Here is a 25,645-nt window from a genome sequence, read left to right as displayed (position 1 = left end):
AGTATCAAAGCTACAACACCCCGCCCCCAATTGTCACATTATGGTTACGATCCGTTGCCGTGTCACCGCGCCGGTGCAGACTGCGCCCAGCAGGAAGCGGGGCGGACCGGCCCGTCAGGAGGCCGAGAGCGCGCCCTCAGGCGCGGTCAAGCCGGACGAAGAGGTGCGAGGCGTCCTCGACCGGGAGGTCCAGCGCGTCCTTCGCGCCCTCGCTCTCCACGGTCACGTAGTCGCCGTTGGAGACGAGACTCACAGAGGCGCCCGGGCAGATCCCGAACTCCCGCAGCTGCCCGAGCAGCTCCATGTCCACCTGGATCGGCTCGGCGAGGCGTGCGACCGTGCCCCGCACCGCGGCGGAGCCCCGCTTCGCCACGGCGGCGGTGGCCGTCACCACGCCCTCTCCGAACGCGCCGGCGCTGCGTCCGCCGATCGCCTCGAGCCCCGGGATCGGGTTGCCGTAGGGGCTCTCCGTGGGCGACTCGAGGAGCTCCATGAGCCGGCGCTCCACGCGCTCGCTCATGACGTGCTCCCAGCGGCAGGCCTCATCGTGGACGTACTCCCAGTCCAGCCCGATCACGTCTGCGAGCAGCCGCTCCGCGAGCCGGTGCTTGCGCATGACCTCCGTGGCGAGCCGCTGGCCCTCGTCCGTGAACTCGAGGTGGCGGTCGCTCGTCACCTCGACGAGGCCGTCCCGCTCCATGCGGGCGATCGTCTGCGAGACCGTCGGGCCCGAGTGGTGCAGGCGCTCTGCGATGCGCGCCCGCAGCGCCGGGATGCCCTCTTCCTTGAGCTCAAGGATGGTGCGCAGGTACATCTCGGTCGTGTCGATGAGTTCAGACACCTGTCGTGCTCCTCACGAAGAAGTGGGTCCCGATCGCCGAAGCGGCCTCGCAGCGGCGGCGCGGCCGCGCGGCTCGACTCCTTCTCGGCATTCTAGCCAAGGCTACACACCCCGCAGAAGCGCTCACCGGCTGGACGCCTCCTGCATCCGCCCCCGCCTCTGTGGCTGAATAGGGGTGAACGACGACGCACGACCCTGCGAAGGACCACCATGAGCGCACTCGAGATCCCCGCTGACCTCCTCCCCGCGGACGGACGCTTCGGCGCCGGTCCCTCGAAGGTCCGGGACGGCCAGCTGGACGCCCTCGCCGCCGCCCAGCCGGGCCTCCTCGGCACGAGCCACCGCCAGAGCGCCGTGAAGTCCCTCGTCGGGGGCATCCGGGAGAAGCTCGAACGCTTCTTCAGCGCCCCCGAGGGCTATGAGGTCGTCCTCGGCAACGGCGGAGCCACGGCCTTCTGGGACGCCGCCGCCTTCGGCCTCGTGGAGCGGAAGGCCCAGCACCTCAGCTTCGGCGAGTTCGGAGCCAAGTTCGCCAAGGCCACGGACTCGGCCCCGTTCCTCGAGGCCTCGGACGTCATCTCCTCGGAGCCGGGCACCCGCCCCGTTCCCCGGGCGGCGGCTGACGTGGACGCCTACGCCTGGCCGCAGAACGAGACGTCCACCGGCGTCGTCGCCGAGGTGTCCCGCGTGCCCGGCGCGGAGGGGACGTTGCACCTCACGGACGCCACCTCGGCGGCGGGCGGCGTCCCCGTGGACCTCGCCCAGACGGACGTCTACTACTTCTCTCCGCAGAAGAACTTCGCATCGGACGGCGGGCTGTGGCTGGCGCTCGTCTCGCCGTCGGCGGTCGAGCGGATCGAGTCGATCGCGGCCTCGGGCCGCTGGATCCCGGACTTCCTCAGCCTCAAGACGGCGCTGGACAACTCCCGCAAGGACCAGACGTACAACACGCCCGCCCTCGCCACGCTCGTCACGCTGGACGCCCAGCTGGACTGGTTCGAGCAGATCGGCGGCCTCGCCGGCGCGGCGGAGCGGACGGCCCGGTCCTCCGGGCTCGTCTACGCCTGGGCCGAGCAGCACGAGCTCGCCACTCCGTTCGTGCGCCGCCCGGAGGAGCGCTCCCCCGTCATCGCCACCGTGGACTTCGACGAGTCCGTGGACGCCGCCGCCCTCGCCTCGACGCTGAGGGCCAACGGCGTCCTCGACGTCGAGCCGTACCGCAAGCTCGGCCGCAACCAGCTGCGGATCGCGACGTTCGCGGCCATCGAGCCGTCCGACGTCGCCGCGCTGCTGCGCTGCGTGGACTACGTCCTCGAGCGGGTCCGGTAGCGACGGCGGCGCGAACGCCGCTTGACGGAGACGCTCGCCTCGATCTCGGCCGCGCTCGGATCGTGCGCGCCTTCGGTGTCCTGCTCGGTCGGTTCGCTCGAGGCCGCGGACTCCTCGCCCCGGCCCGAGTCCGGTCCGTCTGGACCCGCTCCTTCCGGGCCCCGGACGTCCGAATCCTGGTCTTCCGCGTCCTGGCCGGGGGCGGCCGCGCCCTGATCCGACCCCTCGGCCCCGGCCTGGCCGGCGTCCGCCGCGTCTGCGGGCGTCTCGGAGTCCTCGGGGCGGACCCGCTCGGACCACGGCACCCACTCCGGCGCCAGGAGGGCGTCCTCGGCCGGAAGGAGTCCGAGCTCGCAGACCGTGACCTTCTTGGCGCGGGGCGCCCGGGCCAGGGTCGCGTACCACTGCCACCCCCGGTACCCGCGCTTCGATCCCTCGAAGCGGTGGGTCATGACCCGCTCGTCGTCGACAGCAGCCCCCGCGTGCTCGCCGATGGCCTCGCCGGGGAACTCCTCGACGAGCGCCGCCCGCGCGAGCTCGACGCTCTCCGCGATGAGGGCGTCCGGCTTCGGAGTACGGCGCCGGGGGCGCTTGACGGCTGTGGAGCCGCCCGTCTTCGGGGCCTCCGCGGGCTCCTCGGCTCCCTTCGGCTCCTTCGCCTGCTCCGGGGCCGTCTCCTCCGCCGCCGCGCGGCCCTCTCCGGCCGGCGACACAGCGCCCTGGGACTTCTCCGCGGCCTCCGCCGCGCTCTGCTCTTCGGTCACCGTCTGCTCCGCCTCCCGGCTCATGCGTCGATCTGGTCCGCGACAGCGCGCAGCAGCGCCGCCGTCTTCTTCGCGTGCGGGCCCTCGGGGTACCGGCCCCGGCGCAGCCCGTTGGAGACGCCGTCCAGCAGCTTGATGAGGTCCTCCGTCACGGCGGCCATGTCCTGGGCGGACCTGCGGGAGTTGCGCACCACGCTCGGCGCCTGCTCGACGACGCGGGCGCGCAGCGCCTGCGCGCCGCGGCGGTCCTGGGCGACGTCGAACTCCATGCGCGTCCCCGCAGCCGGGGCCGAGGCGCCCGGCTCCAGGGCCGAGACGTGGAGGAAGACGTCCTGTCCGTCCTCCGCCGCAAGGCGGCCGAAGCCCTTCGCGGCGTCATACCACTTCACTCTGCCGAATGGCATTCTTCCTGCCTGACTCTTCGTCGCGCTGCGGCGCCTCTGGGGGCCGCGCGCGGAAACCATACGGGGCGGAGCCGTGCTGCACGCCCATTGACCCCTCCAGCGTACCGGCAGCGGACAGGCGCGGCCTCCGTCCGAGGGAATACCATAGGGGGATGAACTTCTCCGTGGCACGCCGCCTGCTCATGGGCGTCGCAGCGGTCAGCGCCGTGCTCGGCCTGGTCGCGGTCGTCGTCGTCACCGTCATGGGACTCATGCACCAGCACGTGCCCCACGGCCTCGTGATGCCGTTCCTCATTCTCCTGCCCGTGGCGCTCGTCGCGGTGGTGCTCACGGTCGTCCTCGGGGCCGTCCAGCGAAGACTCACCTGACTCCCTGATCACGATCTGATATCGCCCCGTTGATTCACAGTTTCGCCTGTTGATAATAGGGACTGTGAACACTCAAGCAGCCGAAGCAAAGCTCCTCGTCGTCGATGACGAGCCGAACATCCGCGAGCTCCTCACCACGTCCCTCCGCTTCGCGGGCTTCGACGTCGTCTCGGCGGCCAACGGCCGGGACGCCCTCGCCGCGGTGGAGGCAGACGAGCCGGACCTCGCGGTCCTGGACGTCATGCTCCCGGACATGGACGGCTTCAGCATCACCCGGCGCCTGCGCGCCGCCGGTCGCCAGTTCCCCGTGGTCTTCCTCACCGCGAAGGACGGCACGGAGGACAAGGTGCAGGGCCTCACGGTCGGCGGAGACGACTACGTGACCAAGCCGTTCAGCCTGGACGAGGTCGTGGCGCGCATCCGCGCCGTGCTCCGCCGCACCCATCCGTTCGAGGATGACGAGGCGGTCCTCCGGGTGGACGACCTGGAGCTGGACGACGACGCTCACGAGGTCCGCCGCGCGGGACAGGTGATCGACCTGTCCCCCACCGAGTTCAAGCTGCTGCGCTACCTCATGATGAACCCGAACCGGGTCCTCTCCAAGGCCCAGATCCTGGACCACGTGTGGGAGTACGACTTCAACGGGGACGCCTCCATCGTGGAGTCCTACATCTCCTACCTCCGCCGGAAGATCGACGCGAACAAGGACCTCCCGCCGCTCATCCAGACCAAGCGCGGCGTCGGCTACCTCCTGCGGACTGCAGACAAGCGCTAGCCCTTGCTGCTCTCCTTCTGGCGGGCCACGTCCCTGCGGACCAAGCTCGTCGCGATCACCACGGTGCTCACGTTCGCCACGGTGACCGTGACGGGCTTGCTCTCTGTGGTCATGCTGAGGAACAGCCTCATCCAGCGCACGGACGCCGAGCTCAAGGACTCCGCCCACTCGATGGAGCAGATCCTGTACTCGGGCCACCAGAACGGGCGCAACAGCAACAACGAGCTCCTGCGCACCTACGGCGCCATCATGAGCCGGGACAGCGTCGTCGTCGCCCAGACCGTCCAGGCGGACGTGACGGACATCCCGGACCTCAACGCGTACAGCTTCAACGAGCTCCGCTCCCACAGCGGACGGGGCTTCACGGTCAAGGGAACGCAGCTGGGCTCCCCCGGCTGGAGAGTGGTCGTCTCGGACGTGCCGGGGGCGCCGGACAAGGTGCTCGTCGTCGGGCAGTCCATGGACCGCACGGAGATCGTGTCCAAGAACGCGGCGGCGCTCATCTCCTCGATCGGCCTCATCACCACCCTGACGGCCACGCTCATCGCCTATCTCGTCGTGACGCGCGCGTTCTCGCCGCTGCAGCGCGTGGAGAGGACCGCCGCGAAGATCGCGGACGGAGACCTGTCCCAGCGCGTCGAGGTGGAGAACCCGTCCACCGAGGTGGGCCGTCTCTCCCGCTCGCTCAACGCGATGCTCGCGCACATCGAGCAGGCGTTCTCCGCCCAGGCGCAGACGGAGGCGAGCATGCGGCGCTTCGTCTCGGACGCCTCGCATGAGCTGCGCACGCCGCTCGTGACCATCCGCGGCTACTCAGAGCTGTACCGCAAGGGCGCCATGCGCAGCGAGGAGGACGTCGCGGCCGCCATGAGCCGGATCGAGTCCGAGTCCAAGCGCATGGGCAGCCTCGTGGAGGACCTCCTGACGCTCGCCCGGGCGGACGAGAAGCGCCCGCTCGACCTCCAGCCCCTGGACCTCTACATCCTCGCCGCGGACGCCGCCCAGGACGCACGGGTCTCCGGATCCGCGCACCCGGTCTCCCTCACGGGCCTCGAGGAGGGAGAGGGGCCGCGCTCCGCCCCCGTCGTCGCGGACGACGCTCGGATGCGCCAGGTCATCGCGAACCTCGTCACCAACGCGATGCGCTACACGCCCGAGGGCACCCCCATCGAGATCGGGGTGGGCCTCATGAACGACGGTCTCGCCGAGCCAGAGTCCGTCATCCGCATCCGGGACCACGGCCCGGGCATCAGCGAGGCGGACCAGGCGCGCATCTTCGAGCGCTTCTACCGCTCGGACGAGTCCCGCCACCGCGAGACAGGAGGCACGGGCCTCGGTCTCGCGATCGTCGCGGCCATCACCGCCCAGCACGGCGGCAGCGTCCGCCTCACCTCGACGCCGGGCGGGGGCGCCACCTTCACCGTGGCCCTCCCCCACCGGCCCATGGACGAGGACTTCGACGACGACGGCGACGAGGTCTTCGCGGACGAGGACTAGCGCAGCGAGGCGAGTCCGGGGCCGAGCGGGGTGACCGTCGTCGTGTACGCGTCGGCTCCGCCCTTGACGAGGCCGACGACCTGGCCGTCGACCATGACCGGCCCGCCCGAGTCTCCCGAGACGCTCATGAGCTTGGCCGTCCAGACCCCCACCCTGACCTCAGGGCCGTCGAGCGGGCGGGTGACCGACTCGCGGGAGGTCACCGAGCGCAGGGACGGGTCGGTCACCGTGCCGGCGCTGAAGCCGCTGTTCATGCCGAGCTTGGTGACGCTGTCTCCGAGGCGGGGGCTGTAGCCCGGCATCGCCGGGGCGGTCTCCACCTCGACGCCCGGCTTGAGCGTGATCTTGGCGATGTCGTACCCGTTGCGCATGCCGGAGGCGGTGACCGTGCCGACGTCCTTGCCGTTGTAGCGGACCGTGAGCCCCTTCGAGGCGCAGTGGCCGGCGGTGAGGACGTACTGCGTCGAGGTGACCGTCGCCGTGCAGGTGCCGACGACGCGACCGTTGTTCACCATGGTGATGGGAGCGCCGTTGGCGAGGGGGCTCGAGCCGAGGTCGATCCCGCTGTCCTCCTCGGCGTGCGCGCCGGGCGCCGCCGCGACGGAGAGGGAGGCTGTGAGGAGCGCGGCAGCGGAAGCGGCTGCGGCCTTCTGGAGTTTCATGCGGATGCCTTTCATCTGGGGTGGCCGTGCAGTCGAAGAGTATGCCCGTGCACGATCCCCGTCACCGATGCCCCGGGATTCGCGTTGCTCGGCGCGCAGCCGCGCGCCCGAGGCCTCTCAGGCCACCCGGACCCCGCTCCTCCGGACCGGCTTCCGCAGGAAGGAGGGCGGTTCGAGACGCAGGTTGGCGGCCGAGGAGATCCGGTCCATCTGCTGAAGGGCCTCACGGTGGAAGACGAGGAGCACGAGGATCGCGATTCCCGCAAGGGAAAGCGCCGGAATGAGGTTGTGGAAATGGAGATTGGGCACTGAGACGAGATTGAACGCCGAGTGCATCACAGCCATGGCGAGGACATTCCGGGTCGCGTTCCAGAAGAGGATCGCGAAGACCGCCCACACCGCGATTCCGACGGCGAACGAGTACCCGTAGTAGAGGTGGAACGAGACCCGCGCGGCGATGACCACCACCCAGATCAGAGGACGGGCGACTCGCGACTCCACGAGGAAGAAGACGAGCGCCGAGGGAAGAAAGGCCTCCTCCATCGGACCGGCGATGACCGAGGAGACGGCGTCGAGGACGCTTGTGGCCGGGTCCCCGAGCCTCGCGGCGTGCTGAGGCGGAACCGGCGTGTTGACCATGACGTTGAACGAGGTGGCCGCGAAGAACCCGAGCGAGATGACCACCCAGTACAGGGCCGCTGAGACCACGGTCCTGCGCACCTGAGGCGCCGTCCTGGGCAGGAAGAAGCCGAGTCGGCTGATCGGCTGGTCCGAGGCCGTCTTCACGGTGAGGACGGTCAGCGCCACGAGAGTTGCGGCGGTCAGCGCGACCTCGAGGCACCTTGCGCACAGTGAGAACGCGTCCGCCGTGTTCGGGTCGGCATGCAGCTGCCGGCCCGCGAGGCAGCCCACGGCCCTCACTGTGCCGACCAGCCAGCCGGCGGCCCAGATGAACAGCGCGGCCGTCAGCAGGCGGCTGCGACGTGCAGGCATTGGATCTCCCCCCAGGGTTTCAGCGCCGGGCGGCGCTGGTGACTGGTTAATGGATATCGGAGCCACGCCGATTTGTTAACGATATTTCCGTTTTTCAAAAGCCAGGTCTGCACTCACTTCGAGACCGATTCCGAAAATCCGCCTCCCGCTGTTGCGGCCGTATCGCGCGGAAGAAGCGCCCAGCCTCGGCGGAGCGCTGGCTACTGATCGGTAGCATCAGGATATCCGAACAGACATCTAGACCGGTACAGATCGGGGCTCGGCCGTGACCCGGATCCCCGCGCGAGGACCTCGCGTCAGAAAGTTGTCCACATTCGCGGGTCTTCGCGGCTCGCGCAGGCCGCCCGTCTCGGCACAGTGAGAGGGCCGGGAGGAACCCGGCAGGCTCGGCTTCCGGACAAGGGGCGGGCCGCTCGAATCGACTCCGAGGAGGAAGTCATGGCCGTCTTCAGCGTGGACAGCGAGGCGCTCGCCGCTCACAGCGCGCAGGTCCAGGGAACCATTGCGAGGGTGCAGAGCGAGGTGAATCAGATGCAGTCGAGCCTTCAGGGCCTCCAAGACTCGTGGGGCGGCTCCGCGTCGGCCATGTTCCAGACCCTCATCGGCGAGTGGCGCGCCACGCAGTCGCGCGTCGAGGAGTCTCTGGCGCACATCAACGCCGCCCTCAGCGAGGCCTCTCGCACCTATGCGGAGACGGAGGCTCGCAACGCGGCGCTGTTCGCCGCCTGAGCGCTGCGCGCACGCGAGGCCCCACGGGTCTCAGGAAGTCAGAGGTCGGCTGACTCCTCGGTGCCCTGATGCCAGATCATCTGCCAGCGGCCGCCTGCCCTCAGCCACAGCGAGGTCCGCAGGACTGCGCGGTCCTCGTCCGTGGCCCGGTAGACGATCTGGATGAGGCCGGGGGCCAGGTCCCGGGCGGTGAGCACGTCCACCTCCGGCACCGGCCCCGGGGCCTCGCCTTCCATGGCGGCCAGAAGGTCCTCGCGGCCCCAGAGGCGTCCGGAAGAGCCGATCTCCTGCATGTCAGCATGCAGGAGGGAGGCGGCCTCACCGCGGTCCGCTCGGACAGCAGGATCCATGAGCTGTTTCTCCAGGCGCAGGACCTGCTGCTCGTCGCTGCGGTCCTCCTCCGAGGGGAACGGGGCCTCCAGCGGCAGAGCACGCTCCTCGCCGGAGCCGGAGAAGAGGTCCTCCTGCCCGTCCGGTTCGGCCGCCCGGCTCGTCTCCTCGACCTCGGGCGTGCCAGCCTGACGGTATCCGGGGCCTTCGCTGCCGCCCTCGCCTCGCGCGAACTTCTGAGCGGCGCCGTTCGCCTTCCGGTCCGCCGCGTCGTTGAGCGAGTGACCGGAATGCCCCTTGATCCAGGTGAAGGTGACGCTGCGCCCGGCCATCTCCTTGTCGATCTCCTTGAGGAGATCCACGTTGAGCACGGGCTTGCCGTCCGCCTTCTTCCACCCCTTGCGCTTCCAGCCGGGCATCCACTTGGTCACCGAGTTGATGACGTACTGGCTGTCGCAGAGGACCTCCAGCTCGGACACGCCCCGGGTCTGGCGCAGGAGGTCCAGGACGGCCATGAGCTCGCCCATGTTGTTGGTGCCGCGGGGCCAGCCGCCGGAGGCCCAGTGGTCGTCGTCGATGTACCAGCCCCAGCCCGCGGGACCGGGGTTTCCGAGGGCGGATCCGTCTGCGGCAGCAACAATCTTCATGGACCCCAGTATTTCAGGCGCCCGTCCAGGCGCGGGAAGCGGAGCCGGCTCCAGACACAGCGAGGCCGCCGCGCCGACCTTGCGGTCTGCGCGGCGGCCTTGCCGGATGCTGTTCCGGGGCCGGCCGGCAACCGGCCCGGAACCCCGTGGAACGGGTTTAGAAGCCGCCCATGCCCGCCATCTCGTCGGCGCCGGCGGCCGGGGCGTTCTTCTCCGGACGGTCGGCCACCACGGCCTCCGTGGTGAGGAACAGGCCCGCGATCGAGGCGGCGTTCTGGAGAGCGGAGCGGGTCACCTTGACCGGGTCGGCGACGCCGGCGGCCAGGAGGTCCTCGTACTCGCCCGTGGCGGCGTTGAGGCCGTGGCCCGGGGTCAGGCTGCGCACCTTGTCCGCCACGACGCCCGGCTCAAGGCCGGCGTTGAACGCGATCTGCTTGAGCGGCGCGTCCACGGCGACCTTGACGATGTTGGCGCCCGTGGCCTCGTCACCCGTGAGCTGGAGCTTGCCGAACGCAGCCTCGCCCGCCTGGATGAGGGAGACGCCGCCGCCGGCGACGATGCCCTCCTCCACAGCCGCCTTGGCGTTGCGGACGGCGTCCTCGATGCGGTGCTTGCGCTCCTTGAGCTCCACCTCGGTGGCGGCGCCGGACTTGAGAACGGCCACGCCGCCGGCCAGCTTGGCAAGGCGCTCCTGGAGCTTCTCACGGTCGTAGTCCGAGTCCGAGTTCTCGATCTCGGCGCGGATCTGAGCCACACGGCCCTTGATCGAGTCCGCGTCTCCCGCGCCCTCGACGATCGTGGTCTCGTCCTTGGTGACAACCACCTTGCGGGCCTGGCCGAGCAGGTCCAGCGAGGCGTTCTCCAGGCTGAGGCCGACCTCCTCGGAGATGACCTGGCCGCCCGTGAGGATCGCGATGTCCGCGAGCTGCGCCTTCCGGCGGTCGCCGAAGCCCGGCGCCTTGACGGCCACGGACTTGAACGTGCCGCGGATCTTGTTGACCACGAGGGTGGCAAGCGCCTCGGACTCGACGTCCTCCGCGATGATGAGCAGCGGCTTGCCGGACTGCATGACCTTTTCGAGGATGCCCACCATGTCCTTCACGGTGGAGATCTTCGAGTTGACGATGAGGATGTACGGATCCTCGAGGACGGCCTCCTGGCGGTCCGCATCCGTGACGAAGTAGCCGGAGATGTAGCCCTTGTCGAAGCGCATGCCCTCGGTGAGCTCGAGCTCCAGGCCGAACGCGTTGGACTCCTCGACGGTGATGACGCCTTCCTTGCCCACCTTGTCGAGCGCCTCGGCGATGAGCTCGCCGATCTGCTTGTCACCGGCGGAGATCGAGGCGGTGGCCGCGATCTGCTCCTTGGTCTCGACCTCCTTGGCCGAGGAGAGCAGCTCCTCCGTGACGGCCTTGACGGCCTTCTCGATGCCGCGCTTCAGCGAGAGCGGGTCAGCGCCGGCCGCGACGTTGCGCAGTCCCTCGCGGACGAGCGCCTGGGCGAGGACGGTGGCCGTCGTCGTGCCGTCACCGGCGACGTCGTCCGTCTTCTTGGCGACCTCCTTGACGAGCTCCGCGCCGATCTTCTCGTACGGATCCTCGAGCTCGATCTCCTTGGCGATGGAGACGCCGTCGTTCGTGATGGTGGGGGCGCCCCACTTCTTCTCCAGGACGACGTTGCGGCCGCGCGGGCCGAGGGTCACCTTGACCGCGTCGGCGAGGGTGTTGAGACCACGCTCAAGGCCGCGCCGCGCCTCTTCGTCAAAAGCAATCATCTTTGCCATGTGTTCTGCAGTCCTTTCAGGACAGTGATGTGCAAGCGAAACGTGGATCCCGCCCGGATGCCCGCGACGGACGGCGCCCGCCTGCGCGGGCCGCCTCATCTGAGTGAAATCGCGATTCCCCTGGGCGTCCGGCGGCCGCTGGCTTAGCAGTCCCGAGCCCAGAGTGCTAATTCAATTGTTAGCACTCGCCCCCACCGAGTGCAAGAACGGTCCGCCCTGGGCAGAGCGGCTCCCGTGCGCCTGCCAGGGCTCCGGGTCAGCCCGCGCCGTATCCGCCCGAGACCACCACCTGCAGGCGGCTCCCCACGGAGGAGTCCTGGCTGACCTCCGCTCCGCCGAGGTCCGAGGCGAGCAGCTGAGCCGCCGCGCGCGACGACGCCGCCCCGTACACGACAGTGGTCCGCCCCGGGTCCCCGCCGTTCCAGGCGCCGAGCTCTCCGACGACCCACCCCTTGCCGGCGACCTCGGCGGCGACGTCCTTCTCGCGCGCTCCGCCCGAAGCGTCGAAGACGTCCACGGTGGCCTTGCGCAGAGCGGGGTCAGCGCTCGCCTGCGGTCCCTGGGTCTGCAGCGGGGCCACGTGCGCGCTCGGCGCCGTCGAGGGTCGTGCTGCACCCGAGGGGCTCTGCCCCTGGGCCGTCTGCGCTTGGGGCGACTGCGCCTTCGGCGTGAATCCGAGGACGGGGAGCACGAATGCGGCGATGAAGCCAAGGAGCAGCGCCGCAGCGCCCACGAGCACGAATGCCTTCCAGCCGACGGCGGGCTCGTACGGCTCCTCGCGGTGCTGGCCCACATGGCGGGGGTCCTCGGGGATCAGGTCATAGCGGTCCCCGGTCTCGCTCTCGCTCACTGCCCCTCCTCATCCCAGGCCGGAGTGCGGCCCGGCGTCTCGTCCCACGGATGCGCTCCGCCCGTCTGCGGAGCGGCGCCGCGCCTGCCGAGGCCGTACCTCGACGCCGCGCGGTCCATCCTCTCCGCGAGTCTAGCGAGCAGGGCTGGGAACTCACGGCGCGCCCGGTCGTCCTGGACCAGTTCACGCAGCAGGAGGTAGTAGTCGGTCGGCGAGAGGCCGGCCCGCTCTCGCATCGCCCGCTCTTTGGCCGAGGCGTACTTCCACGCCTGGGACTCGATCCGGAGCACCTCGCGCTCCTGCGCCGTGAGGCCGCTCGGGCGGGGCCCCTTGCCGTCGCCCCCGTCCTCCGGGCCGTCAGCACGGGGGCGGGGAGCGAAGGAGGAGGGCATAGGGTCTACTTTAGAATCCGAGAACGCCCCGGCCAAGACGCGGACCTTCAGCCCGAGGCCGGCGAGAGGCCTGCAAGGAGAGCAGATGACGGACCGCCTCATGCACCCCGACTGGTCGCGGCTCGTGCCGGGCATCGCCGAGCGAGCCGAGCAGCTGTTGGAAAAGGCCGAAGCGGACTGCCCCGATTTCCTGCCGGGCAGGGAGAGGGCCCTCGCGGCGCTCAGCCTGGCGCCGGGCTCGGTGCGGTGCGTCGTCGTCGGCCAGGACCCCTACCCCACTCCCGGGCACGCGATGGGACTCGCCTTCTCGGCCGCCCGGGACGTGGCGCCGCTGCCGAAGAGCCTCGCCAACATCTATAACGAGCTCGCCGCGGATCTCCCCCACGAGCGCGAGCGGCTTCGGGGCGCCACGGCAGACCTCTCCGGCTGGCTCGCGCAGGGCGTCCTCCTGCTCAACACCGTGCTGACCGTCCGTCCTGGGTCGCCGGGTTCGCATCAGCGTCTCGGCTGGCAGGAGCTCACCACGCGCGCCATGGCGGCCGTCGCCGGGGTCAACGCGGAGGCGGGCACTCCGCTCGTGGTCATCGAGTGGGGACGCCATGCGCAGAAGGTCGGGGACACTCTGCCCCAGTCGCCGCTGACCAAGCGGCTCCAGTCGCCGCACCCCTCTCCTCTCTCCGCGAGCCGCGGCTTCTTCGGATCCCGGCCGTTCAGCGCCGCCAACCGCCACCTCGAGGAGCACGGCAGGGCTCCGGTGGACTGGGTGGGCTCGCTCATCGACGCGGAGGCGGACCACGAGAGCGAGCCGGTCCTCTTCTGACGACCTTCCCCGGCGGCCGGGCTCCGGAGCCGGCGGGAGTATCCGGAGAAAAGCGCCCGGAGGCGGTGTCAGCGGCGGCGACCGCGGCGGCGGGCCACGGAGCCCTCGGTGGAGCGGGTGAAGGGCCGCGCGAGGTTGTCGCCGGCCACCGTGCCCGCGGCCAGGCCCAGGATGACCATGAAGGCGCTCGCCAGCCCGGCCACGCCCTGGAAGGCCGAGTCCTCGATGGTGAGCGTGTACATGGCGCGGAAGATCGCGAGTCCCGGAAGCAGGTAGAGCACCGCGGGGACGGCGATGACCAGCTGCGGGGCCCCCATCCGCAGGGCGAAGATGCGCCCGAAGAATCCGACCACCGTGGCCGCGAGCGCCGGCGTGAGGCGCGGGCCGAAGCCGATGTGCTGGAAGAAGACGTAGGCCACGAACCCGGAGACGGCCACCACGGCGGTGGGGATGAGCAGGCGCACCTGGCTCTGCTCGTAGACCACGATCAGCATGCCGGCGACGAACACCACGATCGCCGTCGCCCAGAAGGGAAGGTCCGGGAGCGCCTGCTGGGTGACGTCCAGCTTCCCGACGCCGCTGATCGTGGCCACCGAGACCGCCACCGCGATGCCGACGACGATGGCGCCGAACGTCAGCATCGCTGAAAGCAGGCGCCCGGCTGCCGTGACGGGGAAGCCGTTGATGGCGTCCTGCACGGACCCCACCGTTCGTCCGGCCGGCAGCATGAGCACGAGCCCGCCGGCCACGGCCACCACCGGCGAGAACCGGTCTCCGAAGATCCAGTACATGCCCATGGCGAACGCCGTGACCACGAACGCGCTGACGGCCGTGGAGTAGAAGTCCGGGACCCGCCACTGGCCGAGCTTCCGGGTGGTCAGGCCCGCCACGATGATCGAGAGGGCCGTCACCAGGCTCTCAGGCCAGTGCCCGCCGATGAGCAGGACGATCGCGCCGCAGAAGAGGGCGCCCGAAAGGGTCACCATCCACTTCGGGAACGGCTTGGGCCGGCGCGTGATGGCCCGCAGCTGCAGGCTCGCGTCCGAGCGGCTCACGCCTCCCTCGACGATCCGCGTGACCAGCTCGTGGACGAGCACCAGTCCGGCGTAGTTGTTGGTCCACGAGCGCACCACGCGCAGCACCGTCATGGGCGTCTGGCCCTGCGGCGAGTAGTTGAGCTGGACGGACTGGTTGGTGATGTCCACGTCCACGTCCTTGAGCCCGTACGCCGCCGTCACCGCGATGATGCTCGTCTCCACCTCGAGCGCGCCGGCACCGTAGCGGAACATGACCTCGGCGAGCTGCAGTGAGAGGTCCAGCGTCTTGCGGGCGCCTTCGTACGTGCCGATCGTCGAGGTCTCGGGAGCGGGCAGGCGCGCCGCGGGACGGGCGTACGGCGAGCCGGCGAGACGCTCCACGATGTCCATCGCCTGCGTGGGCGGGGCTTCCCCCTGCACCATGCGCAGAAGGAAGCTCCGCGAGCGCGCCGAGGCCCGCATCGCGGCGGCGTCCAGGCGCTGCGGGGTGGTGGGCAGGGCGTGAGTGGGGTCCGGCCCCGCGGCGGCCACGGCCTGGGTCTGTGCGGAGTGCGGCCGGACCTCGTCCTCCGGCGAGGCCTCCGGGTGCTGCACCGGCCCCGTGGAGAGCTCGGGGTCCCGCCCAGCCAGCGCAGCGAGGCGCTCCTGCGGCGATGTCGGGGAATCGTGGTGCATGGAGTCCTCCTCACGTGTCCGGCGTGGCGTCCGGGCCTCACGGCTCGGCGGGCAGAGTGCGGGCGAGCGCAGCGCAGGGCTGCGCCCGTCCGAGCGTCCGAAGGCGCGCCGCTCTCACGGCGCCTCGGATCAGTAGAACGGCTGGCGGTGCTTGCGGTCCCAGAGGTTGCGGGCGACCTTCTCCCCGACCGTGCTCCATGCCCGGTACCGGAGAGGGTCGACGACGACGTCATAGGCGCCCACGAAGTCCACGACCGTCTTGGTGAAGCTCGTCTTGAAGAGACCGAGCCCGTAGAGGCGGTGTTCCGGGTTCTTCAGCTCGTCCGCCGGAGGCGTGCCGCAGAAGTCGTACTCCGTGATCCCGAACTCCTCCTTGAGGTCCAGGATGGCGCGCCACTGGAGCTGGTGCGAGTCGCCGTACTGACGGCGCCGGCTCACCGAGCCGCCGTCCTTGTACGTGCCCTTGCGGCCGTAGTTGATGACGAAGGCGCCGACCACGGGCTTGCCGTCCTCATACGCGAAGTAGAGGCGGCCCTGCCCGGCGTCCACGAAGTTCTGCCAGAACCGGCGGTAGTACTCGAAGGGGCGCAGGCGCAGCGTGTTCCGGTCCTGGACCTGGTTCATCAGGTCGAACATGATGCGGAAGTTCTCCTCCGTGGGCTCCACGCGCTGCGCGTCCGCGCCCTCTCGGAGCGCGCGGCGGACCGCGTTGCGGCCTCGCGAGTGGAGGGAGCGCAGGAGGGGCTGCTCGTCCGGCGTGGTGTCCAGGATGGCGGTGTGGTCATTGGGCTGGATGTCCGGGCCCTTGACGTAGCCGGCCTTGGCGAAGGTCTCGGCGACCTCCTCCCCCGCGACGATGTCCGGCTCGATCTTGACGGCGAAGACGCCGAGGCGCTGCTCGCGGATCATCCGCTTGACCGCGTCCATCGCGGGAACCACGTGCGAGGGGTCTCCCACGTCCGGCCCCTTGATCATGTACCAGAACGTGCCGAGCGGCGGCACGGACTTCTCCAGGACCAGGTTGAAGCTCGGCGCGGCGCCCTCCGCCTCGAGGACGAGGAAGCGGGGCTTCCACCCGAACTGCGACTTCACGTCCGCGAACGAGGCGGACTGCAGGAGGTTGCCCCCGTTGGGGTTCTGCACGACGTGGTCATCCCACGCCACGATCTCCTGGGCTGTCGCAAAGCGCGCCGAAAATTCCACCATGGGGCTGCTTGATCCGTTCTTCGCCGATGACGGGGGACGTGTGCGAGCCGCGTGGACGGCTCACCTCATCGAGCTTACTCTGAGGCCCGTGCCCCGGCCACGGGGCCGGCCGGGATTGTGGACAACGCCACCCGGCTCTCAGGGCGTGCACATGTCCGGGAAGCTCCGGACAGCCTTCTGCGCCGTCCGGAAGAGCACACAGCTCGGGGCGGCCCCTGAAGGGACCGCCCCGAGTGGTGACGTGGTGCTTCCTACTGGACTCGAACCAGCGACCTCTCGCGTGTGAAGCGAGCGCTCTAACCAACTGAGCTAAGGAAGCGCAACGGTTACCCATCATAGTGCACAGCCGCCCTCATGCGGTAATCGGGGGCTGTGCGCCGACGCGCAGGAGCCCTTTCCTCCGCGCCGGTAGGCTGACGCGCATGCACTACCTTCTGCGCACCCTCTTCAGCCTGGCGATCTCCCGGCGGCGTCCCGCGCTCTCGCTCTGGGACACCTCGTCCGTCCGCATGCGGGCCCTCCCCATGGACGTGGACCTCGCCGTGCACATCAACAACGGCGTGTACTTCACGCTCTTCGACCTCGGCCGGTTCGACCTGCTCGTGCGCAGCGGCGCCTTCGACGAGGCGCGTCGCCGCGGATACAGCCCTGTGGTGTCCGCCGAGACGATCAGCTTCCGCAAGCCGCTCAACCTCGGCAAGCGGTATGAGATGCAGACTCGCCTGCTCGGCACGGATGAGAAGGCCGTGTACTTCGAGCAGCGGATGGTGGCGGACGGCGAGGTCTTCGCCCGCGGGTACATCTGCACGCGCATGACCTCGGACGAGGGGCCGGTTCCGGTGGAGGACCTGCTGGCCCTGGGCGATCCCGCCCCGGAGGGACGCAACCACGTCCCGCAGTGGCTCCTCGACTGGCGGCAGAGCGTGGCCCTTCCGGGATCGCGGCGGCCCGCCCCGAACGAGTGGGACGCGGAACGGCCGGATGAGAAGCGCCGCGTGTGACGGCGGCAGTGGAGCCCCCTGCCGGATTCGAACCGGCGACCCTCTGTTTACAAGACAGATGCTCTGGCCAGCTGAGCTAAGGAGGCGGGTCCGGCGCAGCGCGCCGGCGGATGAGGGATCCGTCCGGAGACGGACTCGTTCATCCTAGCGGAGGCCTAGGCCTCACTTGCGAGCGGCGAGGCGCTCCTCGACGAACTTCTGGAAGTCGCTGTCCGCCTGCGGGTCCCACTTGGAGCCCTCGACGTAGATGCTCGGGGTGCCCGAGACGCCCTCGTGGGCCGCCAGCTTGTTCGCGAACGTGGTGTAGTAGCGGAAGTCTCCGTTGTCCACCATCTTCTCGATCTCCCCGGGGACGCCCGCGCCCTTGAGGATCTCCTTGATCTTGTCGTTGCCCGCGCCCGCGGACTCGTTCGGCTGCTGCTCGAACATGGCCCGCATGGCGGGGACGAACTTGTCCGGGAACTTGTCCGCCACAGACATCATGGCGCCGCCCGCGCGCGTGGAGTAGTTCTGGTTGACCGACTGGTCCAGGATCGAGATGACGCGGTACTCGACCGTGGCCGTGCCCTTGTCCGCGAGGCCGGCGAGGTAGTCCCCGAACATCTTCTCGAACTCGCCGCAGTGCGGGCAGAGCATGTCCACGTAGACGATGATCTGGCCGGGGCCGCCCTTCTTGGTGGGCGCGGAGCCGGACGGCGCCTTGGACGAAGCCTCCTTGGCGGCAGGGCCCACCGTGCCCGGGTCCACCTGGAAGCCGCCGGCCTTCTGGAGCTTGCCGCCCTTGCCGAGCACGACGCCGCCGTACTGGTTGCCGTACGCAGGCGCCGGGCCCTTGGACTGGACGTCCGCCTGGCTGTCCTCGTTGTTCTTCTTGAACAGGAGCGCCGCGATGATGACGATCGCCGCGACGACGGCGATGATCGCGCCTCCGATGACAGCGCGGCGGGACCGCTCGCGCCGCAGCTCGCTCTGCCTGTGCTTGGCCGCCACCTCGCGGGGCGTCAGCCCGGTCTGGCCGCTGTTCGCACCCGGCTTCGCCGTGTGCGAGGGGTTCGGCTTGTTCTCGGACATGCGTCGGGAACCTCGGATTCTCGTCGGGAGGCGCCGCGGGGCGGCGCGATTGGCCTTCCCCCATGATACGAGCGATCTCCGGGAGAAATCTCAAAAGAGACTCCGTCCCACCCCGCGGGCGGTTCATTCGCACTAGTGTGTCCAGTGGGAGTCCGCCAACGCAGTGAGGGGATCATGCCGAGTTCTCGCATCGCACCACAGACCTTCGACCTCGTCGTCGTCAGCAACCGCCTGCCCGTGGACCGAGTCGCCGGCTCAGCGGGCCAGACGGACCAGTGGCGCCGTTCGCCCGGCGGACTCGTGACCGCCCTGCACCCCCTCATGCAGCGCAACGGCGGCGCGTGGGTGGGCTGGCACGGCGCCCCTGACGAGCGGCTCGAGGACTTCGACCACGACGGCATGCGGCTCGTCCCCGTCGCCCTCTCCGCCGCCGAGGTGAGCACCTACTACGAGGGCTTCTCCAACGCGACGCTGTGGCCGCTGTTCCACGACGTCATCGCTCCCCCGGAGTACCACCGCACCTGGTGGGAGGCGTATCGGGAGGTCAACCAGCGGTTCGCCCGCGAGTGCGCCCGGGTGGCGGCGCAGAACGCCACGGTCTGGGTCCAGGACTACCAGCTCCTCCTTGTCCCGGCCCTCCTGCGGCAGCTGCGCCCGGACCTCAAGATCGGCTTCTTCCTCCACATCCCGTTCCCGCCGGCAGAGCTCTTCGCTCAGCTCCCCTGGCGGCGCGAGGCCCTCGAGGGCATGCTCGGCGCATCTCTCCTCGGCTTCCAGCGCCAGACGGACACCGCCAACTTCCTCCGCTGCGTCCGCCGGTTCGCCCAGCGCCCGGTCAAGAACAAGCGCATCGAGATCGAGATGAGCAACGGACGCACCCGGCGGGTGGAGGCGGACACCTTCCCCATCTCCATCGACGCGGACGTCATCACCCGCCTCGCGAACGACCCGAAGGTCATCGAGCGCGCCAAGCGGATCCGCGAGAGCCTCGGAGGGGCCCGCAAGGTGGTCCTCGGCGTGGACCGCCTCGACTACACCAAGGGCATCCGCCACCGCATCAAGGCGTACGGCGAGCTGCTCAACGACGGCAAGGTCAAGGTGGAGGACGCGGCCCTCATCCAGGTCGCGAGCCCGAGCCGCGAGCGCGTCAGCTCGTACGTGCAGCTCCGGGAGGACGTGGAGCTCGCCGTCGGGCGCATCAACGGCAACTTCGACACGCTCGAGCACACGGCCATCCGCTATCTGCACCACTCCTATCCGATGGAGGAGATGGTGGCCCTCTACCTCGCGGCGGACGTCATGCTCGTGACCGCGCTGCGCGACGGCATGAACCTCGTGGCCAAGGAGTACGTGGCCGCGCGCCAGGACGACTCGGGCGCGCTCGTGCTCAGCGAGTTCGCGGGCGCGGCGGACGAGCTCGGCGCCGCGATCCTGACCAACCCTCACGACATCGGGGGCATGAAGGACGACATCGTCCGCGCCCTCACCATGTCCGCTGACGAGAGCCAGCGCCGGATGAAACGCCTCAGGAGGCAGGTCTTGGCCAATGACATCGACCGCTGGTCCTCGGACTTCCTCGAGCGGCTGGAGAGCACCACGCCCGCGGACGGCTCCTCTCCCGAGGACGAGCTGGAGCCCTCGGGCGAGCCGGCTCGCGCCGTCGTCGCCAATGCGGACGAGACCCACGGCCTCCCGCTCGCGGACCGGCTCCGGGAGGAGACGCTCCGCCGGCTGACGGAGGCCGAGCGCCTCCTCGTGGCGCTGGACTTCGACGGCGTCGTCGCGCCGATCGTCGCCCGGGCGGAAGACGCCCGCCCCCTGCCGAAGACCAAGGAGGTGCTGGACGCGCTGGCGGAGGTCGAGGGGGTCCAGGTGGCCTTCGTCTCCGGACGCTCGCTCGCCTCGCTGCGCGCCTGCGCGGACCCCCACCGGAACGTGGCCCTCATCGGCTCGCACGGCGCCGAGCAACACCTGCCCGGCTCGGACCAGGGCTCCGGCCTGACGCTGACGGACGAGCAGGAGCAGACGCTCGCCAAGGCGGAGCGGGTCCTGAAGTCCGTGGCCCGCAAGCACAACGGCGCCTGGGTGGAGATCAAGCCGGCCGGCGTCGTCCTCCACGTGCGCCAGGTGCCCCAGGACATGCAGGAGCACGCGAGCGTCGAGGCGATGCAGCGCGTCTACGTCGAGGTGCCCAAGGCGCACGTCTCCCGGGGCAAGTCGGTCGTGGAGATCGCGGTCCTCAAGGCCCACAAGGGCGAGGGCATCGAGTACCTCCGCGAGGCCTACAACCCGAGTTCCACCCTGTTCATGGGGGACGACGTGACGGACGAGAACGCGTTCGCCGTCCTCGAGCAGGGCGAGGGCGAGCCGGACGTCGGCGTCAAGGTCGGCCCCGGCGCCACGGCCGCCGCCGCCCGGCTCAACGACCCTGAGGAGGTCGCGGCCTTCCTCGAGGAGGTGCTCCGAGCCCGCCGAGACGGCCGGAAGGGCTGATCGGCGGGCCCGCTGCGCCCCTCAGAGGCGCGTCACTTCCCGGCGAGCTTGGACTCCAGGTCGGAGAGGATCCGATCCGCGCCCGTGGGGCCGAGGCCGAGGAACCAGACGTCGTCCTCGACCGCGTAGGCCTTGCCCGCCTTGACGGGCGCAAGGCCCTTCCACGCCGGCCCGGACGTCACCTTCGACTCCCCCGTGGCGTCCGGCTGCCCGTAGCTCGAGTAGAAGAGGACGTCTCCGCCCGCCTCCCCGATGTTCTCCGGCGAGACCTCGACGGCGAGCTCGTCCACGTCCTGCTTCTCCGGGCGCGCCAGCCCCGCGTCCTTGAGGATGACGCCGATGAGCGACTTGTTGGCGTAGAGCCTGATGCGCCCCGGCATGAAGCGCACGAGCGAGACGCGGGTCCCCGGCTTGACGGCCTTCTTGATGCCCGCCGCGCGCTGCGCGTAGCGGTTGAGGACCCCCTCGGCCTCCTTCTCCAGGCCGAGCGAGTCCGCCACGAGCAGGAAGTTCTCCTTCCACGGGAAGCCCGGGCGGATGGAGAAGACCGTCGGCGCGATGTCCGAGAGCTGCCCGTAGACCTTGTCCGCGCGCAGCTTGCTGCCCACGATCAGGTCCGGCTTGAGCTCCGCGATGGCCTCGAGGTTGAGCTCGTTGATGGTGCCCACCGTCTTGACGTCCTTGACCTTGTCCGCGAGGTAGGACGGAACCGCGTTCTTGCCCTTCGTGGTGACCATGCCCACCGGGGTGATGCCGAGGCTGAGGACGTCGTCGAGCTCGCCCGTGTCCAGCACGACGACGCGCTGCGGCCGCTCCTTGATCTCCGTCTCGCCGAGCGCGTGCTTGACGGTGCGGGGGAACTGCCCCGGCTTCGCGTCGCTCCCGAGCTTGGCGGTCTCCTTGTCCGCGGTGGAGAACTGGGCTCCTCCGGTGGCCACCTTCGAGTCCCCGGACCCGTTCGAGGACGATCCCGCGTCCCGGGACGGCGCGGCACAGCCGGCAAGGAGGAGGGAGGAGGCGGCGAGGGCCGCGAGAGACGCGCGGCGCAGGCGCCCGAGGCGCTGTTCAGACGATTTCACTGAGGTCATAAGCCAAGGCTATCCTTAATTAGACTCCATTACGCAACTGAGGAATGCCCTAATGTCTTCACCCGTCCGGCGCCGCCGGATCGCGATCGCGCGCGCCCTCGCGGCGCTCGTCCTCGCGGCCGCCGTGCTCTCCGCTGCGGGGCTCATGCTCGGCGCGCGCGCCGTGCCCGCCGGGGACGTCCTCAGGGCCCTCGGCGCCGGCGTCCTGAACCCGGGCGCGCTCTCTTCCGAGGCCCAGGCCGCCTCCGCCCCGTCCGCCGAGACCGCTGTCATCCTCGGATCGCGTCTTCCCCGCACCCTCCTGGCCCTGCTCGCGGGAGCCGCCATGGGCCTCGGCGGCGCGCTCGTCCAGTCCGTGACGCGCAACCCGCTGGCGGACACGGGCGCCCTCGGGATCAACGCGGGGGCCGCGTTCAGCGCCGTCGTCGCCATCTCCCTCCTGGGCGTCACCTCGGCGACAGGCTACGTGTGGTTCGCCCTGGCGGGCGCGCTCGCGGCCGGGCTCATCGTGGTGCTCGCGGGCGGCGGAACCCGCGGCGCGGACCCCGTGCCCCTCGTCCTCGCGGGCGTGGCCCTCAGCGCCGTCCTCAGCGGCATTGGAGAGGGGCTGGCGCTCGTAGATCCGCAGTCTTTCGACCGCCTCCGCGCCTGGATGACGGGCAGCCTCTCCGCCGCGGACCCCTCCGCGGTGCCCGTGGCGGCCGCCGGGCTGGCGGCCGGATCCGCGCTCACCCTCCTCGCCGCCCGGCACCTTGACGCCCTCTCTCTCGGCGGCGACGTCGCCGTCTCCCTCGGCGCCCCCGTCCGCCGGACGAGGCTGCTCTGCATCGCCGCGGTGACCGTGCTCGCCGGCTCGGCTACCGCCGCCGTCGGCGTGCTCGTGTTCCTCGGGCTCATGGCGCCGCACGCCGCCCGGCGCATCGCCGGGCCCAGCCAGCGCGGCGTCCTCCTCCTCTCGACGGCGATCGGCCCCTGCATCCTCCTCGCCGCCGACATCGCCGGCCGATGCCTCCTCCCCGGAGAGCTGCCCGCCGGCGTCGTCGTCGCGTTCATCGGAGCCCCCGTGCTCGTGGGCCTCGCCCGCCGCCGAAAGGCGGCCGCCCTGTGACCCGCGCTCCTGCACCTCCGCTCCCGGGGCGCTTCCGCGTCCGCCTGGGCCCCGTGAGCCGGCTGGGCCACACGAGGAGCCTGTGGACGACGGCGGCGCTCCTCCTCGCCGGCGTCGCCCTCCTCGGCGCCACGCTGCTCTGGCCGGGGGCCGGCGTCACGCCCTCCACGGCTCTGGGCGCCCTCACCGGCGAGGACGCGGGCTTCTCGGGAACCGTCGTGCTCCAGTGGCGGCTGCCCCGAGCACTCTCGGCCGCGGCGGTGGGCGCCGCGCTGGCCGTCTCGGGCGCGCTGTTCCAGGCGCTGACCCGCAATCCGCTCGGCTCGCCGGACATCATCGGGTTCAACACCGGCGCCTACACGGGGGTGCTGACAGCCCTGCTCCTCGGCCACTCCGGATTCGGGGCCGTCTCGCTCGGGGCGCTCATCGGGGGCGCGGCCGCGGCGGCCGCCGTCGGCGTCCTGTCCTGGAAGCAGGGGTTCGACGGCCTCCGCCTCATCCTCGTGGGCCTCGGCGTGAGCATGATGCTCTCCGCGTTCAACCGGTGGCTCATCCTCCGCGGGGACCAGGAGACCGCCCTCTCCGCCGCCACGTGGGGCGCCGGAACGCTCAACGGAATCCGCTGGGAGAGCGCTCTTCCGGCCTGCGCGCTCCTGGCCCTCCTGCTCGCCTTGAGTGCCGGCGCCGGACGGACGCTCTCCCTGCTGGGCCTCGGGGACGAGTCCGCCACCGCCCTCGGGCTCCCCCGCACAGCTCCTCGCCTGCTGCTCCTCGCAGCCGGCGTCTTGCTGACGGCGGTCTGCACAGCGCTCGCGGGGCCGATCTCCTTCATCGCGCTCGCCGCGCCGCATATCGCCCAGCGGCTCACCCGTTCTCCGCGGCCACACCTTGCCAGCACAGCCGCCGCAGGAGCCGCCCTCCTGCTGCTCGCCGACCTCTGCGCTCAGAGGCTCTTCGCCCCGGTCCAGCTGCCCGTGGGACTCGTGACCGTCACGCTCGGCGGGCTCTACCTCATGGCCCTGCTCGCCTCCCGGCAGCGGCGGCCCTCGCTCCGGCCCGTTTCCGCCCCCAGTCGACCAAGGAGCCCGCATGACTGACCACGCCCCCGCACCGGCCCTGCGCGCCGAGAGCCTCACGCTCGCGTGGGACCGCCGCACCGTGCTCGAGGACGTCACCCTCGACATCCCCACCGGGCGCTTCACCGCCGTCATCGGCCCGAACGGCTACGGCAAGTCCACCCTCCTCAAGGCCTTCGCCCGCATCCTGACGCCCGTGTCCGGCACCGCGCTCCTCCACGGAGACGACCTCCGCCGTCTCTCCGCTCGCGAGGCCGCCCGGCGGCTCGCTCTCCTCCCCCAGGGCGCGACGACGCCCCAGGACATCACCGTCTTCGAGCTCGTCAGCCGCGGACGCCACCCTCACCAGACCTTCCTCTCCCAATGGGGGCCCGACGACGAGGCCGCGGTCACCGCCGCCCTCGACGCCGCCGGGGTCGCCTCACTTCAGGAGGAGCGCGTCCAGGACCTCTCCGGCGGACAGCGCCAACGGGTGTGGATGGCCATGGTGCTCGCCCAGCAGACGGACACGATCCTCCTCGACGAGCCGACGACGTTCCTCGACATCGCCCACCAGTACGCGCTCCTGGAGCTGGTCCGGGCGTTGAGCGCGGACCAGGGGCGCACCTGCGTGGCCGTGCTGCACGACCTCCAGCAGGCCGCCCGCTATGCGGACCACCTCGTGGTGCTCGCCCGCGGAGGAATCCACGCGGTGGGCACGCCCCACGAGGTTCTGACGGACACGCTGCTGCGCGACGTGTTCGAGATCGACGCGCGCGTCCTCCCGGATCCGGAGACCGGTGACCGCCTCATCATTCCGAGGCGGCTGAGCGCCCCCGACGTGTCCATGCTGGAGCGCCCACGGGCCATGGTGCGGTGACGCCCCTCCCCCCGGGGAGCGGAGGCGTCCGATTAAGGCCTTCATTGCAGAGAATCGCACGCCCCTGGCGGTGAAGGAGTGCTGACGGGGGCGCCCCAGGAGCTCGCAGACGAAGCTCTCCCTCCGGCGGACAGACGGGTGAGAGAAGACGTTAACCCTGCACAGCAGAGCCCATGAATCCGGCATACGACGCCGCGATGCGCTGAGCCGCATCCGGGCTCAGGGCGGCATTCGGCCCTCCACCCGTTCTCAGCACGGCATGGAGCCGTGTGGTGTCAGAAGGCGTGTCTGAGTCCCCGGCTGCCGGCGACTCAGACAGACTCAGCACGAGCCCGAGCCCTTCACGCGACTGCCGGGCCGACCGCGCCTCGTCTTCGCCGGCCGGTGAGATGCAGAAGAGCAGACCCGGGTTCGCCGCGTCCCCGGTCTGCTCTGCGGAGACGGAGCCCCAGAGGAGAGTGTGCCCGTCAGAGGTCATCGCGATGATGTCCGACCCTTCAAGAGCCGCCCCCTCAGCCGATTCAGGGAGCAGCTCGGCAGGCCACCAGAGGTTGAGGTATTCGACGAAACCCGATGCGCACTCGACGAGGTCGCGGGGCAGGTCGCAGTGCAGGACCTCGGTTTCGACGGGGGCCTCGGTCCAGCCGGGTTCTTCCACAGGGTCCGGGGCGTGCGAGAACAGCGGTTCCATGGGGTCGAGTTTACGCAGTCGGTTGCGCGGGTCTGCTGCCACACGAACCGGGCTGCCGCTCGGGGGCTCTTCGTGGCGGGGGTGCGCCGTAGCGGGCACGCCGAAGCTCGTGTTAAACGGGGGAAGGCCCGCCCCCAGAACAGCCACCCAGCAAGG

General features: G+C 70.4%; 25 protein-coding genes and 2 tRNA genes. 11 read left to right on the top strand and 16 right to left on the bottom strand.

Annotated features, from left to right (window positions below):
- Positions 1–136: 136 nt before the first annotated feature.
- The gene (locus tag H9I38_RS03515; protein ID WP_226337372.1) at positions 137–841 is read right to left on the bottom strand and encodes a metal-dependent transcriptional regulator; all 705 of its coding nucleotides are present in this window, start codon (positions 839–841) and stop codon (positions 137–139) included.
- A gap of 210 nt (positions 842–1,051) precedes the next feature.
- Between H9I38_RS03515 and serC the strand changes: the two genes are divergently transcribed.
- Entirely contained in the window at positions 1,052–2,170 is a 1,119-nt protein-coding gene (gene serC, locus H9I38_RS03510) for a phosphoserine transaminase (RefSeq protein WP_226337371.1), read from the top strand.
- Here the strand turns inward: serC and H9I38_RS03505 are convergent.
- A complete protein-coding gene (locus tag H9I38_RS03505; RefSeq protein ID WP_226337370.1) occupies positions 2,146–2,958 on the bottom strand; it encodes a DUF3027 domain-containing protein in 813 nt (270 codons plus the stop codon). The two genes, serC and H9I38_RS03505, sit on opposite strands and share 25 nt — an antisense overlap.
- Positions 2,955–3,338 (bottom strand): cold-shock protein, encoded by a 384-nt coding sequence (locus tag H9I38_RS03500; RefSeq protein ID WP_226337369.1) that lies wholly within the window; start codon positions 3,336–3,338, stop codon positions 2,955–2,957. Before H9I38_RS03500 ends, H9I38_RS03505 begins: the two co-directional genes overlap by 4 nt.
- 152 nt (positions 3,339–3,490) lie before the next feature.
- Here H9I38_RS03500 and H9I38_RS03495 point away from each other — a divergent pair, with 152 nt between their 5' ends.
- The 3 genes from H9I38_RS03495 (at position 3,491) to H9I38_RS03485 (ending at position 5,978) form a co-directional block, all read left to right on the top strand.
- Positions 3,491–3,706, top strand: a complete 216-nt coding sequence (locus H9I38_RS03495; protein WP_226337368.1) for a hypothetical protein — start codon at positions 3,491–3,493, stop codon at positions 3,704–3,706.
- A gap of 64 nt (positions 3,707–3,770) precedes the next feature.
- A complete protein-coding gene (locus tag H9I38_RS03490; protein ID WP_226337367.1) occupies positions 3,771–4,481 on the top strand; it encodes a response regulator transcription factor in 711 nt (236 codons plus the stop codon).
- A 3-nt stretch (positions 4,482–4,484) separates the two neighbouring features.
- On the top strand, positions 4,485–5,978 hold the full coding sequence (locus tag H9I38_RS03485; protein WP_319002171.1) for a HAMP domain-containing sensor histidine kinase: 1,494 nt from the start codon (positions 4,485–4,487) through the stop codon (positions 5,976–5,978).
- Here the strand turns inward: H9I38_RS03485 and H9I38_RS03480 are convergent.
- Both H9I38_RS03480 and H9I38_RS03475 read right to left on the bottom strand, forming a co-directional pair.
- Entirely contained in the window at positions 5,975–6,640 is a 666-nt protein-coding gene (locus tag H9I38_RS03480) for a trypsin-like serine protease (protein WP_226337366.1), read from the bottom strand. The two genes, H9I38_RS03485 and H9I38_RS03480, sit on opposite strands and share 4 nt — an antisense overlap.
- A 117-nt stretch (positions 6,641–6,757) precedes the next feature.
- The gene (locus tag H9I38_RS03475) at positions 6,758–7,633 is read right to left on the bottom strand and encodes a hypothetical protein (RefSeq protein WP_226337365.1); all 876 of its coding nucleotides are present in this window, start codon (positions 7,631–7,633) and stop codon (positions 6,758–6,760) included.
- A 438-nt stretch (positions 7,634–8,071) separates the two neighbouring features.
- On the opposite strand from H9I38_RS03475, the gene H9I38_RS03470 reads away from it, so the two are divergent.
- Positions 8,072–8,362, top strand: coding sequence for a WXG100 family type VII secretion target (locus tag H9I38_RS03470; RefSeq protein ID WP_226337364.1), 291 nt, complete (start codon positions 8,072–8,074; stop codon positions 8,360–8,362).
- A 38-nt stretch (positions 8,363–8,400) separates the two neighbouring features.
- On the opposite strand, the gene H9I38_RS03465 is transcribed toward H9I38_RS03470, so the two are convergent.
- From H9I38_RS03465 to H9I38_RS03450, 4 genes are all read right to left on the bottom strand, one after another.
- Complete coding sequence (locus H9I38_RS03465) at positions 8,401–9,339, bottom strand: ribonuclease HI family protein (RefSeq protein ID WP_226337363.1); 939 nt, start codon at positions 9,337–9,339, stop codon at positions 8,401–8,403.
- Positions 9,340–9,496: 157 nt separating this feature from the next.
- On the bottom strand, positions 9,497–11,122 hold the full coding sequence (gene groL, locus H9I38_RS03460) for a chaperonin GroEL (RefSeq protein WP_226337362.1): 1,626 nt from the start codon (positions 11,120–11,122) through the stop codon (positions 9,497–9,499).
- A 256-nt stretch (positions 11,123–11,378) separates the two neighbouring features.
- On the bottom strand, positions 11,379–11,972 hold the full coding sequence (locus tag H9I38_RS10925) for a LytR C-terminal domain-containing protein (RefSeq protein ID WP_226337361.1): 594 nt from the start codon (positions 11,970–11,972) through the stop codon (positions 11,379–11,381).
- Positions 11,969–12,364 carry a DUF3263 domain-containing protein gene (locus H9I38_RS03450; RefSeq protein ID WP_226337360.1) on the bottom strand — a complete coding sequence of 132 codons (396 nt, stop codon included), beginning with the start codon at positions 12,362–12,364 and terminating at the stop codon, positions 11,969–11,971. The genes H9I38_RS10925 and H9I38_RS03450 overlap by 4 nt, the downstream gene beginning before the upstream one ends.
- An 85-nt stretch (positions 12,365–12,449) precedes the next feature.
- Between H9I38_RS03450 and H9I38_RS03445 the strand changes: the two genes are divergently transcribed.
- The gene (locus tag H9I38_RS03445) at positions 12,450–13,184 is read left to right on the top strand and encodes a uracil-DNA glycosylase (RefSeq protein ID WP_226337359.1); all 735 of its coding nucleotides are present in this window, start codon (positions 12,450–12,452) and stop codon (positions 13,182–13,184) included.
- A 68-nt stretch (positions 13,185–13,252) separates the two neighbouring features.
- On the opposite strand, the gene H9I38_RS03440 is transcribed toward H9I38_RS03445, so the two are convergent.
- From H9I38_RS03440 to H9I38_RS03430, 3 genes are all read right to left on the bottom strand, one after another.
- A complete protein-coding gene (locus tag H9I38_RS03440; protein ID WP_226337358.1) occupies positions 13,253–14,896 on the bottom strand; it encodes a threonine/serine ThrE exporter family protein in 1,644 nt (547 codons plus the stop codon).
- A 129-nt stretch (positions 14,897–15,025) separates the two neighbouring features.
- Positions 15,026–16,102 (bottom strand): lipid II:glycine glycyltransferase FemX, encoded by a 1,077-nt coding sequence (locus tag H9I38_RS03435; RefSeq protein ID WP_226337357.1) that lies wholly within the window; start codon positions 16,100–16,102, stop codon positions 15,026–15,028.
- A 242-nt stretch (positions 16,103–16,344) separates the two neighbouring features.
- A tRNA-Val gene (locus tag H9I38_RS03430) sits at positions 16,345–16,421 on the bottom strand.
- A gap of 103 nt (positions 16,422–16,524) precedes the next feature.
- Here H9I38_RS03430 and H9I38_RS03425 point away from each other — a divergent pair.
- Positions 16,525–17,103: an acyl-CoA thioesterase gene (locus tag H9I38_RS03425; RefSeq protein ID WP_226337356.1), complete on the top strand. Its 579-nt coding sequence runs from the start codon at positions 16,525–16,527 to the stop codon at positions 17,101–17,103.
- A 9-nt stretch (positions 17,104–17,112) separates the two neighbouring features.
- Here H9I38_RS03425 and H9I38_RS03420 read toward each other — a convergent pair.
- Positions 17,113–17,189: transfer RNA gene (locus H9I38_RS03420), tRNA-Thr, on the bottom strand.
- Between the two features lie 76 nt (positions 17,190–17,265).
- On the bottom strand, positions 17,266–18,174 hold the full coding sequence (locus tag H9I38_RS03415; RefSeq protein ID WP_226337355.1) for a DsbA family protein: 909 nt from the start codon (positions 18,172–18,174) through the stop codon (positions 17,266–17,268).
- Positions 18,175–18,348: 174 nt separating this feature from the next.
- On the opposite strand from H9I38_RS03415, the gene H9I38_RS03410 reads away from it, so the two are divergent.
- Complete coding sequence (locus H9I38_RS03410) at positions 18,349–20,667, top strand: bifunctional alpha,alpha-trehalose-phosphate synthase (UDP-forming)/trehalose-phosphatase (protein ID WP_226337354.1); 2,319 nt, start codon at positions 18,349–18,351, stop codon at positions 20,665–20,667.
- 32 nt (positions 20,668–20,699) lie between these two features.
- Here H9I38_RS03410 and H9I38_RS03405 read toward each other — a convergent pair whose 3' ends face one another.
- Entirely contained in the window at positions 20,700–21,755 is a 1,056-nt protein-coding gene (locus H9I38_RS03405) for an ABC transporter substrate-binding protein (protein ID WP_226337353.1), read from the bottom strand.
- A gap of 52 nt (positions 21,756–21,807) precedes the next feature.
- Between H9I38_RS03405 and H9I38_RS03400 the strand changes: the two genes are divergently transcribed.
- The 3 genes from H9I38_RS03400 to H9I38_RS03390 are packed head-to-tail and all read left to right on the top strand — an operon-like array spanning position 21,808 to position 24,798.
- The gene (locus H9I38_RS03400; protein ID WP_226337352.1) at positions 21,808–22,863 is read left to right on the top strand and encodes a FecCD family ABC transporter permease; all 1,056 of its coding nucleotides are present in this window, start codon (positions 21,808–21,810) and stop codon (positions 22,861–22,863) included.
- On the top strand, positions 22,860–23,960 hold the full coding sequence (locus tag H9I38_RS03395; RefSeq protein ID WP_226337351.1) for a FecCD family ABC transporter permease: 1,101 nt from the start codon (positions 22,860–22,862) through the stop codon (positions 23,958–23,960). The genes H9I38_RS03400 and H9I38_RS03395 overlap by 4 nt, the downstream gene beginning before the upstream one ends.
- Positions 23,953–24,798, top strand: a complete 846-nt coding sequence (locus H9I38_RS03390; protein ID WP_226337350.1) for an ABC transporter ATP-binding protein — start codon at positions 23,953–23,955, stop codon at positions 24,796–24,798. The genes H9I38_RS03395 and H9I38_RS03390 overlap by 8 nt, the downstream gene beginning before the upstream one ends.
- A 151-nt stretch (positions 24,799–24,949) precedes the next feature.
- Here the strand turns inward: H9I38_RS03390 and H9I38_RS03385 are convergent.
- A partial coding sequence (locus H9I38_RS03385; protein WP_226337349.1) for a hypothetical protein occupies positions 24,950–25,645 on the bottom strand: 696 nt, incomplete at its 5' end.

Source organism: Arthrobacter sp. UM1, from assembly GCF_020483305.1.
In the GTDB taxonomy this organism is placed as follows: domain Bacteria; phylum Actinomycetota; class Actinomycetes; order Actinomycetales; family Micrococcaceae; genus Falsarthrobacter.
Note: the sequence above shows the minus strand (reverse complement) of the source record. Positions and strands in the feature narration are given on the sequence as shown.

Bases quoted from the DNA above. Each gene is read 5' to 3' on its own strand.
- serC (WP_226337371.1), top strand. From the start codon at position 1,052: ATGAGCGCACTCGAGATCCCCGCTGACCTCCTCCCCGCGGACGGACGC.
- H9I38_RS03505 (WP_226337370.1), bottom strand. From the start codon at position 2,958: ATGAGCCGGGAGGCGGAGCAGACGGTGACCGAAGAGCAGAGCGCGGCG.
- H9I38_RS03500 (WP_226337369.1), bottom strand. From the start codon at position 3,338: ATGCCATTCGGCAGAGTGAAGTGGTATGACGCCGCGAAGGGCTTCGGC.
- H9I38_RS03495 (WP_226337368.1), top strand. From the start codon at position 3,491: ATGAACTTCTCCGTGGCACGCCGCCTGCTCATGGGCGTCGCAGCGGTC.
- H9I38_RS03480 (WP_226337366.1), bottom strand. From the start codon at position 6,640: ATGAAACTCCAGAAGGCCGCAGCCGCTTCCGCTGCCGCGCTCCTCACA.
- H9I38_RS03475 (WP_226337365.1), bottom strand. From the start codon at position 7,633: ATGCCTGCACGTCGCAGCCGCCTGCTGACGGCCGCGCTGTTCATCTGG.
- H9I38_RS03470 (WP_226337364.1), top strand. From the start codon at position 8,072: ATGGCCGTCTTCAGCGTGGACAGCGAGGCGCTCGCCGCTCACAGCGCG.
- H9I38_RS03465 (WP_226337363.1), bottom strand. From the start codon at position 9,339: ATGAAGATTGTTGCTGCCGCAGACGGATCCGCCCTCGGAAACCCCGGT.
- groL (WP_226337362.1), bottom strand. From the start codon at position 11,122: ATGGCAAAGATGATTGCTTTTGACGAAGAGGCGCGGCGCGGCCTTGAG.
- H9I38_RS03450 (WP_226337360.1), bottom strand. From the start codon at position 12,364: ATGCCCTCCTCCTTCGCTCCCCGCCCCCGTGCTGACGGCCCGGAGGAC.
- H9I38_RS03445 (WP_226337359.1), top strand. From the start codon at position 12,450: ATGACGGACCGCCTCATGCACCCCGACTGGTCGCGGCTCGTGCCGGGC.
- H9I38_RS03440 (WP_226337358.1), bottom strand. From the start codon at position 14,896: ATGCACCACGATTCCCCGACATCGCCGCAGGAGCGCCTCGCTGCGCTG.
- H9I38_RS03435 (WP_226337357.1), bottom strand. From the start codon at position 16,102: ATGGTGGAATTTTCGGCGCGCTTTGCGACAGCCCAGGAGATCGTGGCG.
- H9I38_RS03425 (WP_226337356.1), top strand. From the start codon at position 16,525: ATGCACTACCTTCTGCGCACCCTCTTCAGCCTGGCGATCTCCCGGCGG.
- H9I38_RS03415 (WP_226337355.1), bottom strand. From the start codon at position 18,174: ATGTCCGAGAACAAGCCGAACCCCTCGCACACGGCGAAGCCGGGTGCG.
- H9I38_RS03410 (WP_226337354.1), top strand. From the start codon at position 18,349: ATGCCGAGTTCTCGCATCGCACCACAGACCTTCGACCTCGTCGTCGTC.
- H9I38_RS03405 (WP_226337353.1), bottom strand. From the start codon at position 21,755: ATGACCTCAGTGAAATCGTCTGAACAGCGCCTCGGGCGCCTGCGCCGC.
- H9I38_RS03400 (WP_226337352.1), top strand. From the start codon at position 21,808: ATGTCTTCACCCGTCCGGCGCCGCCGGATCGCGATCGCGCGCGCCCTC.
- H9I38_RS03390 (WP_226337350.1), top strand. From the start codon at position 23,953: ATGACTGACCACGCCCCCGCACCGGCCCTGCGCGCCGAGAGCCTCACG.